This window comes from Poseidonibacter sp., assembly GCF_041821165.1.
Taxonomy (GTDB): Bacteria; Campylobacterota; Campylobacteria; order Campylobacterales; family Arcobacteraceae; genus Poseidonibacter.
Window position 1 is genome coordinate 1 of sequence record NZ_JBGUES010000091.1, and the last position, 8,953, is coordinate 8,953.

Annotated in this window: 11 protein-coding genes and 2 pseudogenes; 3 read left to right on the top strand and 10 right to left on the bottom strand. The window is 27.9% G+C overall.

Annotated features, from left to right (window positions below; all coding sequences use genetic code 11):
* The 10 genes and pseudogenes from ACERKK_RS08150 to trmD form a co-directional block, all read right to left on the bottom strand.
* Window positions 1-271: pseudogene (locus ACERKK_RS08150) on the bottom strand (branched-chain amino acid ABC transporter permease); the annotation flags it as partial.
* A complete protein-coding gene (locus ACERKK_RS08155; RefSeq protein ID WP_373772588.1) occupies window positions 271-1,173 on the bottom strand; it encodes a branched-chain amino acid ABC transporter permease in 903 nt (300 codons plus the stop codon). The pseudogene ACERKK_RS08150 and the gene ACERKK_RS08155, both read right to left, overlap by 1 nt.
* Before the next feature lie 13 nt (window positions 1,174-1,186).
* On the bottom strand, window positions 1,187-2,311 hold the full coding sequence (locus tag ACERKK_RS08160) for a branched-chain amino acid ABC transporter substrate-binding protein (protein ID WP_373772589.1): 1,125 nt from the start codon (window positions 2,309-2,311) through the stop codon (window positions 1,187-1,189).
* Between the two features lie 33 nt (window positions 2,312-2,344).
* On the bottom strand, window positions 2,345-3,004 hold the full coding sequence (locus ACERKK_RS08165; RefSeq protein ID WP_373772590.1) for a hypothetical protein: 660 nt from the start codon (window positions 3,002-3,004) through the stop codon (window positions 2,345-2,347).
* Window positions 2,997-3,236, bottom strand: coding sequence for a hypothetical protein (locus ACERKK_RS08170; protein WP_373772591.1), 240 nt, complete (start codon window positions 3,234-3,236; stop codon window positions 2,997-2,999). Before ACERKK_RS08170 ends, ACERKK_RS08165 begins: the two co-directional genes overlap by 8 nt.
* 183 nt (window positions 3,237-3,419) lie before the next feature.
* The gene (locus ACERKK_RS08175; protein WP_373772598.1) at window positions 3,420-4,301 is read right to left on the bottom strand and encodes a DMT family transporter; all 882 of its coding nucleotides are present in this window, start codon (window positions 4,299-4,301) and stop codon (window positions 3,420-3,422) included.
* A gap of 61 nt (window positions 4,302-4,362) precedes the next feature.
* Entirely contained in the window at window positions 4,363-4,968 is a 606-nt protein-coding gene (locus tag ACERKK_RS08180; RefSeq protein WP_373772592.1) for a DedA family protein, read from the bottom strand.
* Window positions 4,969-4,977: 9 nt separating this feature from the next.
* Window positions 4,978-5,496, bottom strand: a complete 519-nt coding sequence (locus tag ACERKK_RS08185) for a hypothetical protein (protein WP_373772593.1) — start codon at window positions 5,494-5,496, stop codon at window positions 4,978-4,980.
* A gap of 30 nt (window positions 5,497-5,526) precedes the next feature.
* On the bottom strand, window positions 5,527-5,883 hold the full coding sequence (gene rplS / locus ACERKK_RS08190) for a 50S ribosomal protein L19 (RefSeq protein ID WP_373772594.1): 357 nt from the start codon (window positions 5,881-5,883) through the stop codon (window positions 5,527-5,529).
* Window positions 5,880-6,557, bottom strand: a complete 678-nt coding sequence (gene trmD / locus ACERKK_RS08195; RefSeq protein ID WP_373772595.1) for a tRNA (guanosine(37)-N1)-methyltransferase TrmD — start codon at window positions 6,555-6,557, stop codon at window positions 5,880-5,882. The genes rplS and trmD overlap by 4 nt, the downstream gene beginning before the upstream one ends.
* A gap of 147 nt (window positions 6,558-6,704) precedes the next feature.
* Between trmD and ilvA the strand changes: the two genes are divergently transcribed.
* From ilvA to ACERKK_RS08210, 3 genes and pseudogenes are all read left to right on the top strand, one after another.
* Entirely contained in the window at window positions 6,705-7,910 is a 1,206-nt protein-coding gene (gene ilvA / locus ACERKK_RS08200; protein ID WP_373772596.1) for a threonine ammonia-lyase, read from the top strand.
* A 91-nt stretch (window positions 7,911-8,001) separates the two neighbouring features.
* Window positions 8,002-8,688, top strand: coding sequence for a F0F1 ATP synthase subunit A (locus ACERKK_RS08205; RefSeq protein ID WP_373772597.1), 687 nt, complete (start codon window positions 8,002-8,004; stop codon window positions 8,686-8,688).
* Window positions 8,689-8,769: 81 nt separating this feature from the next.
* Window positions 8,770-8,953 (top strand): annotated as a pseudogene (locus tag ACERKK_RS08210) (thiamine phosphate synthase); the annotation flags it as partial.

The following is an 8,953-nucleotide window of genomic DNA, read 5'->3' on the forward strand; positions in this document are numbered from 1 at the left end:
CAGGAATAATAATTGCAAATGGAATAGTTTCAATAATTTCAAAACCAAAATGAACATTTAAAATCGCAGTCGTATATGCACCCATTCCAAAGAAAATTGCATGACCCATATTAAAAATACCAGCACGACCTAAAATAATATCTTGTGAAAATGCAACTACTGCAAATACTAAAAAAGTAATTCCAATACTTAACCATGCAGAGTCAACTAAAAACGGAAAAAACGCCATAATACCTAAAAATAAAATGGTAATAATTGTAGTTTTATTCATTATACTTTCTCCGCTGTTTTTTCACCAAGAAGTCCAGTTGGTCTTAGTATTAAAATTACAATTAATAAGATAAATGTAAAAGTCTCAGCCCATTCAGTTGATATATAACCTGAAATCATTGCATTAAATAATCCAAGTAATAAACCACCAAGCATAGCTCCAGGAATTGAACCAATACCACCAATAATAGCTGCAATAAAAGCATTTAAACCATAAAGCCAACCCATGTCAAAAGTTAAACCTCTATAGTAAATACCAATAAATAAACCACCAATTGCACCAAGCATTGAACCAATAATAAAAATAGTCATAATAATTCTATTTACATTAATACCCATAAGTTTTGCAGCATCTTGATCTATTGCAGTAGCTCTAATTGCTGTACCTATTTTTGTTTTATTAATAAAAATGTATAAAGAAACCATTAATACAGCTGATAATGCTAAAATTACCAATTGTGTAAATGAAATAATAACTCCACCAAAATTCCATGAAGTTGCAGGGAATACATCAGATGGAAAAATTTCCATATTTGGTCCCCAAATTAACATAATTGCATTTTGTATTACTAATGAAGCACCTAGTGCTGAAACAACTGCACTTAATCTTGGTGCCGTTCTTAAAGGTCTATATGCCAGACGCTCAAGAAGAACACCTAGAAAAGCGACAATAATTGCTGTTAAACAAAATACAATTACAATATTTACTAATGATAAAGCATTAGAACCATAAAATTGCGTGAAAATAGTAAGTCCAACATAAGCAGAAAAGGCAACAAGGTCACCGTGTGCGAAGTTAATTAACTTCATCACACCGTAAACCATTGTATAACCCAATGCTACTAATGCATATAAACTTCCTATAGTTAAACCATTAATTAACTGTTGAAGAAAAATATCCATTTTTTAAAACCTTTTATTCTGAAACAACGCTTTTTGTACCATCGTTTTTCATTTTATAAACAACAAACTTAGCACCAACTCTTTCACCATCTTCTCTAATATTAAATGGCCCTGTAATACCTGGGAAATCTTTCATATCATTTCTAATATAATCAGATATTTTTTTAGTATCAAAAGATTTAGTTTTTTCAACACCTTCAATAACAGCTCTTAAACCATCAGCATTAGTTACAGGCCAAATTGATGGAGGATCCATTTTAAACTCTGCTTTATAAGCTGCAAGATATTTTTTTGCTGCTTCATATGGTAAAATTTCAGGAGTTGGGAAGTTAATTAAAACTGTACCTTCTGCTGCATTACCTGCTAATTTATAGAAGTCTGGATTATCATTTGAATCTCCACCAACAAAATCAGCATCAATTTGTAATTGTTTTTGCTGTGATCTTAATAATCCACCATCAGTATAATAACCTGAATAATAAATTACATCAGGATTCATAGCTTTTACTTTTGTTAACATTGCAGTAAAGTTTTGAGTACCTGATTTGATTTTTCCTCTAAATACTACATTTCCACCAAGAGCTTTAACAGATGCTTCAGTAGCATCACCTAAACCTTCTGAATAAGAAGAATAATCAGATAAAACTACAATATTTTTATATTTTTTTGAATTCACCATATACTCAGCTGTAAAATCACTTTGAGATGAATTAGGAAAAGAGTTTCTAAAGAATGTCCAGTATTTTCTTTTAATTAAAGAATCACTTGTTCCATCACTTGTTTGTAAAACTTTACTTCTAAAATATGTTGTTTGTGCAGCTTCTGTTGCACCTGATGTATAAGATCCAATTACAGCGAATACACCTTCATTTACTAATTTCTTAGCACATACAGCTGCTTTTTGAGCTTTTGCTTCATCATCACAAGTAACAACTTCAATTTGTTTACCTAAAAGTCCTCCTGCTGCATTCTTTTCTGCAACAATTAACTTTACAAAGTTTTCAATACTTTGACCTTCATTTGCATACTTACCAGTAATAGGTGCTTGAACACCAATTTTTACTGTATCTGAAGCAAGTAAAGAACTAGCTACTACTGCACTTAGTGCTAAAGCACCTGTTAATTTTTTAAAATCCATTTATCTCTCCTAAATTTGATTTATATTATATTTTTAAACTGTAGGCTCTATTATATAACAGCCAATACACCACTCACCAATATTCTCTATTTTTTTAATATCGCCTCCTTTAAAACTTGATTTTAAATGTGGATAAGATGAAACTATCTTATCAAAAGCCTCTAATAACTCTTCTAATCTTTTTTCACTTTTTTTTCTTGCTGTATTTGAGATATCTAAGTAAAATGCAAAAATTCCATAATCCAAAGTAGAGTCTTCTTTTTTTTCTCTATTTATCATTTTACATATTACATCTACATCATTTTTATACTCTTCTTGAACACTTCTAACACCATTTTTTATACTCAAAATTACTCTTGAAATAGAATCATTATCGCTTTTATGTTCAAATCTTTCATCCAATGTTAAACAAATTACATCTTGCATAAGATTGTGTTTTTTCATAAATTCTCTAAAGCCATCTCTTTTTGGAAGTGAACATCTAAGAATGTCTGCTATTGTTGCATCAATAAAAATCTCAGGAGGATTTTGTAATTTTGCAATTTCTTGTGATACATGAATTGTTAAGAATTTAGCAGGAGCATAAGATAAATATAATTCATCCGCTGTCCATGTTGAAAAATTCTTTTTAGCAGTTAAAATACCATTTAAAACTGCATCTACGATATCTTCTTGTTTTGGAAACTTATACATTATAATTCTCCATATAGTTTTCATCAACTTCTTGAATAATTCCACTTTCAAAAAGAATATCTTCAATTAATTTATTTTTAGAAATACCTAAAGAAGCACTTAATGTTAAAAGAGCAATATCAAGTTTTTTATCAATTTTTATTGTTAATTGAGAAATCTCTTTTTTATTTGTTTTTGTATGTTTATTAATTACTGTTTGAATTACTGATCTTTTATTTTTTTGCTTAGCCATAAGTTCACTTTTTATAAATTAAATTTAGTAGTACAAAAGGTAGTACTAAACTTTACTTATTCATTATTTCACAGTAAAACTTAATTGAAACTTATAGATTTAACGATAGTAGTACAATAAATATGCAATTTATATGTAATTTATATAATTGCTATTTTAATGCTATTTTACTTAATATTTAGACTATTTTTTACTTTTTATTTGTTGAATAAATAAACCAATAATTATAGTACTTAAACCAATTACAGTTGAAGCATTTATTTTTTCTCCAACAAAAAAATAGATAAATATTAAAGAGATAAAAGGTGAGATAAAAATTAGATTTGCAATCTTAGAAGTTGATTGTGCATTTTGCATTGCTTTTAACCAAAATAAAAATGTTATACCCATTTCAAAAAAACCAACATATGAAGCTGCTAACAGGCCATTTAGATTAGGTAAAATAAGTGGTTGTGTAAAAATAAAATAAATAATAATTATTGGCATTGAAATTAAAAAGTTACTAAATAGTCCAATTATTGGATCAACTTTTGATTTAGTATTTAAAATCCAATACATAGACCACAATACTGTAGATAATAAAGCTAAAAAAACTCCATCTAAATTTGAGAAGTTTAAAGAAAAAGGTTCTCCTTTTGTTGCAATTATTAAAACACCAAAATAACATATAATACCTGCTGTAATATCATTTAATGTTAATTTTTGTTTTAAAAAGATTACAGATAAAAAAGCTAACATTAAAGCCCATGTATAATTTATTGCTTGTGCTTCTTGAGCTGGTAATAAATCATAAGCTTTAAATAAAACAAGATAATATAAAAATGGATTAATAGCACCTAATAATAAAACAGTTCTAAAATTAGTTTTAATATGAGTTTTTACTTCATTGATTTTTTTTTGATATAAAACAACTAATAATAAAATAAAAGTAGATGTAAGAGATGCATATAAAACAAGTTCATAAGCTGATAAATATTTTAGTGATATTTTAAATGCGGTTGCTACTGTTGACCAAAAAAAGATTGCTATTAATGCATATTTATATGCTAAAGATTGTGATTTTATTTTATCTTCCTTAAATTAAGTTAGATGAAATTGTATCACAATAAATTTAGGAAATTTTTACTTATATTTTTTTCTGCTTGTTTATTTTTTTATAATACCAAAATCCTATAACTACTAAAGATATTAAAATTACAGCAATTATATATCTTAAATACTCTTTTACTAAAGCTTCATTATCACCTATAAAATATCCAAGTAATGTAAGAATAATTACCCAAATAGCAGCACCTAAACTTGTATAAAGTGAAAATGTAAATAAATTCATTCTAGCAAGTCCTGCAGGAAATGAGATATATTGTCTAACAGCTGGGATTAATCTTCCTGAAAAAGTTGAGATATGACCATGAGATTTAAAGAACTCTTCCATTTTTGAAATAGTTTCTTCTTTAATAAAAAAATATCTTCCATATTTTATTAAAAATTTTCTTCCATATTTTACAGCTAAAAAATAGTTAAATAAAGCTCCTGCTAGAGAACCTGCAATTCCTGCAAAAATAGCTATATAAATATTCATTTCACCTTTATAAGCTAAGTAACCAGCTGGTACCATAACAATTTCTGAGGGAAATGGGAAAAAAGAACTTTCTAAAAACATCATAATAAATATACCAATATAGCCTAAACTACCTACTGTATCAACAATAAAGTTTACAATATCAGCAAACATATAACACCTTTAAATTAAGTTTTTCCATTTTAGTATTGAATCATTTATAAGTTTTGAAATTTTTTCATCATCTAAATTATCTTTATCAAAATAATCAGATACAATTTTTAAAACATAAAAGTCTTTAATATTTTTTTTACATATTTCTTTAAAATATTCAGCTTGTGAATCTACAAGTAAAGTTTCTAAAAATTCGTCAGTTTCTAAAGGTTCTTCAACAGTCGTAATATTTGCAAAATTAAGTCCATTGATAAATCTATTAGTACAAAAAAGTGTTCCTAGTGCAATTGATCCATCACTACATGATGCAATGCTTAAATCAAATGCCTTAGAAATTTCAAAGTTATTAAAAATATAATTTAATGATTCTAATATTTTATGCTTACTTACACCAGAAACAATAAGTATAATATCATCATTAAGAAATATTTTATTTTCTTGAGGTTCAATTAATTCTTTTAAAGAAAAAGAATTAATTATAGGGGTTGCTTCTATTAAAGAAGTTGTGTGTATTAGTATTTTTGACATACTAGACAAACTAAGGAAACCTTAGTTTGATTATCTTTTAAGCTCTTTAATTCTTGCAGCTTTACCTTTTAATCCTCTTAAGTAGTGAAGCTTAGCTCTTCTTACTCTACCTCTTCTTAATACTTCAAAAGTTTTAATTGAATCTGAGTATAATGGGAAAATTCTTTCAACACCAACAGAGTTAGCTCCAATTTTTCTTACGTTAAACGTTGCAGAAACACCTTCTCCATGTCTAGCAATTACGATACCTTCGTAAGTTTGAACTCTCTTTTTTTCACCTTCTTTAATCTCAATACCAAGTCTTACTGTATCTCCAGCTCTAAATTGAGGGATCTCTTTTGACTCAGTTTGTGCTGCTTCGAAACTAGCAATATATCTATTTTTCATCGTTTTTCCTTATTAGGTCTATAGTATTTTGTCTTACAAATTGACATCTGGTTTTTTAAGTCGGAAATTTTACTATGATTTCCCTTTAGAAATTCTTTAACCACACTTAATTTTTGGAAAATTTCAGGTTTAGCAAAAGAAGGGGCTTCCAAAAGTCCATTTTCATAACTCTCAACATCCAATGACTGTGCATTTCCAAGCACTCCATCAACATTTCTAGAAATTGCATCACTCATTGTTAAAGATGGCAATTCTCCACCTGTTAAAATGAATTCTCCAATAGAAAAAACTTCATTTGCGTAGTTTTCTATGACTCTTTCATCAATTCCTTCATATCTTCCACTTACAAAAACTATGTTTTTTTTCGCGCTCAAGCGTTTTGCATCATTTTGTCTAAATGGCTTTGCAGCAGCTAATGGAAATATAATATAAGCATCAGGATTTTGCTCTTTTATTTTATCTAAACAATCAAATAATGGCTGACAAGTCATAAGCATTCCTGCTCCACCACTAATAATTTGTTTATCAACTTTATTATGTTTATTTGTTGTGAAATCTCTTGGGTCGAAAAATTCATAACTAATAAACTTTGAATCAACTGCTCTTTTTAAAATTGAGTCTTGAAAGTATGGCTCAATTAAGTTTGGAAACAGCGTAACGAATGTAAATTTCATATCTTCACTTTATTGTTATATATTTGATTTATTGATTAAATACTAGATTACATAGACTTAAAAATAAATAAATTTTTTTCTTTTTATATTAAAAATATATTATTTAGATAAAATGGCAATCTAAAAATTTATATAAAAGACAATCACATGATAACATTAAACAATATAAAAGAAGCAAAAAATAAATTACAAAATATTATTCAAAATACTCCGCTAGCACTTGCCCCAATACTAAGTAAAGATTTAGGAGCTGAAGTTTATTTAAAAAAAGACAATTTGCAATTAACTGGAAGTTTTAAATTAAGAGGTGCATTTAATAGACTTGCATGTCTTAATGAAGAGATTAGAAACAAAGGTGTAGTTGCAGCAAGTGCTGGAAACCATGCTCAAGGTTTAGCCTTTGCAGCTTCTCATTTTAAATGTGAAGCAACAATATTTATGCCTGAAGCTACTCCACTTACAAAAGTATCAGGTGTTAAATCATTTGGTGCAAAAGTTGTATTAATTGGTGAAAATTTTGATGAAGCTTATGAAGCTGCAATGAAATTCACAGAAGAAAATAATAAAGAGTTTATTCATCCTTTTGCAGATGATGAAGTTATTGCAGGTCAAGGGACTGTTGCTTTAGAAATTATAGAAGATATTGAAGATATTGAACATATTGTTGTTCCAATTGGTGGAGGTGGTTTAATTTCAGGTATTGCAATTGCTGCTAAAGCAATTAATCCAAATATTAGAATCACAGGTGTTGTAGCAAGTGGTGCAAGAGGAATGAAAGAATCATTTGAATCGCATATGCCAATTGATTCAGTTGCTGTAAAAACTATTGCAGATGGAATTGCTGTTCGTGATGTTACACCAAAACTACTAGATATTATTTTAGAACACGTTGATGATATTGTTGAAGTTACTGATAATGAAATAGCAAATGCGATTTTATTTTTATTAGAAAAACATAAATTAGTTGTTGAAGGTGCAGGTGCTGTTGCAACTGCTGCTATTATGCATAAAAAAGTTGATGTTGAAGGTTCAAAAGTTTGTTCAATTATTAGTGGTGGAAATATTGATGTAACAATGTTATCTTTAATTATTGAAAAAGGTTTAGTAAAATCTTATAGAAAAATGAATCTTATCGTAACACTTATGGATAAACCTGGTGCATTAATGAATTTAACAAATGTACTTACAAAAAGTTCAGCAAATATTGTTCAAATTGATTACGATAGAAACTCTATTAAGCTTGAATTTGGCGAAGCTCATGTAACTATTGCTGTTGAAACAAAAGGTGAAGAACACCAAAAATTAATACGTGAAAATTTGAAACAAGCAGGTTATAGATTCAAGCAAATTTAGATTTAATTTATTTTATTTATAAACTTTTTAGAAAACAAATAATATAATGTCCTAATAATTTAGTATTGAGAAACAAAAAAAAAGGAAAGAAATGGAAGGAAGACTGTTTACATTCTTAGGTTCTATTGGTGGTCATGGTCAAGAATGGATTATTCTATCTCACTTTGTGTTAGTGTTAGCGATAGTATTTTACGTTGCAAGATCAGCGACTAAGAAAATGCAATTAGTTCCAAATGGAGCTCAAAATGCAATGGAAGCATTCATTGGTGGTATTATCGCAATGGGTGCTGATACAATGGGTGAAAAAAACGCTAGAAGATACTTACCATTAATTGGTTCATTTGCTATCGTTATTTTTTTTAGTAATATGATTGGTGTTATTCCAGGATTTGAAGCACCTACAAGTAACATCAACTTTACTTTAGCATTAGCATTAATTGTATTTGTATACTACAACTATGTTGGTATTAAATTAAATGGTTTTATTAACTATTTCAAGCACTTTATGGGTCCTATGCCTATTCTTGCTCCATTAATGTTCCCAATTGAAATTATTTCTCATATATCAAGAATAATTTCTTTATCGTTCAGACTTTTTGGATCAATTAGAGGGGATGATATGTTCCTAATGGTACTTTTAATGTTAGTACCTTGGATTTTACCTCTTCCAGGTTTCTTCTTATTAACTGCTTTTGGTTTCCTACAAGCATTTATTTTCAGTATATTAACTTATGTTTATATTGCTGGTTCTGTTATGATGGCAGAAGAAGAACACTAGTAAGTCTAGTCTTTAAAAATAAAAAAGGGAATAAGTTTTTACTTATTCCCTTTTTTTATGCCTATTATTATATAATTTTTCATGAAAAAATATTTAATTACCGACCCTCTTTATTATACAAATAATGAAAAATTATTTGCTAATAAATTAGAAAAAACTCTTTTAAATAATAAAATTGATATTGCATGTTTTAGAGATAAAGAATCTTCAAATTTTGAAAATCTTGCAAAGATATTTGTAGATATTTGTAAAGAACATAAAGTTG

Coding starts and splice junctions, on each gene's coding strand:
- rplS (WP_373772594.1), bottom strand. CDS start 5,883: ATGAAAAATAGATATATTGCTAGTTTCGAAGCAGCACAAACTGAGTCA.
- ACERKK_RS08155 (WP_373772588.1), bottom strand. CDS start 1,173: ATGGATATTTTTCTTCAACAGTTAATTAATGGTTTAACTATAGGAAGT.
- ACERKK_RS08180 (WP_373772592.1), bottom strand. CDS start 4,968: ATGTTTGCTGATATTGTAAACTTTATTGTTGATACAGTAGGTAGTTTA.
- ACERKK_RS08170 (WP_373772591.1), bottom strand. CDS start 3,236: ATGGCTAAGCAAAAAAATAAAAGATCAGTAATTCAAACAGTAATTAAT.
- trmD (WP_373772595.1), bottom strand. CDS start 6,557: ATGAAATTTACATTCGTTACGCTGTTTCCAAACTTAATTGAGCCATAC.
- ACERKK_RS08160 (WP_373772589.1), bottom strand. CDS start 2,311: ATGGATTTTAAAAAATTAACAGGTGCTTTAGCACTAAGTGCAGTAGTA.
- ACERKK_RS08205 (WP_373772597.1), top strand. CDS start 8,002: ATGGAAGGAAGACTGTTTACATTCTTAGGTTCTATTGGTGGTCATGGT.
- ilvA (WP_373772596.1), top strand. CDS start 6,705: ATGATAACATTAAACAATATAAAAGAAGCAAAAAATAAATTACAAAAT.
- ACERKK_RS08165 (WP_373772590.1), bottom strand. CDS start 3,004: ATGTATAAGTTTCCAAAACAAGAAGATATCGTAGATGCAGTTTTAAAT.
- ACERKK_RS08185 (WP_373772593.1), bottom strand. CDS start 5,496: ATGTCAAAAATACTAATACACACAACTTCTTTAATAGAAGCAACCCCT.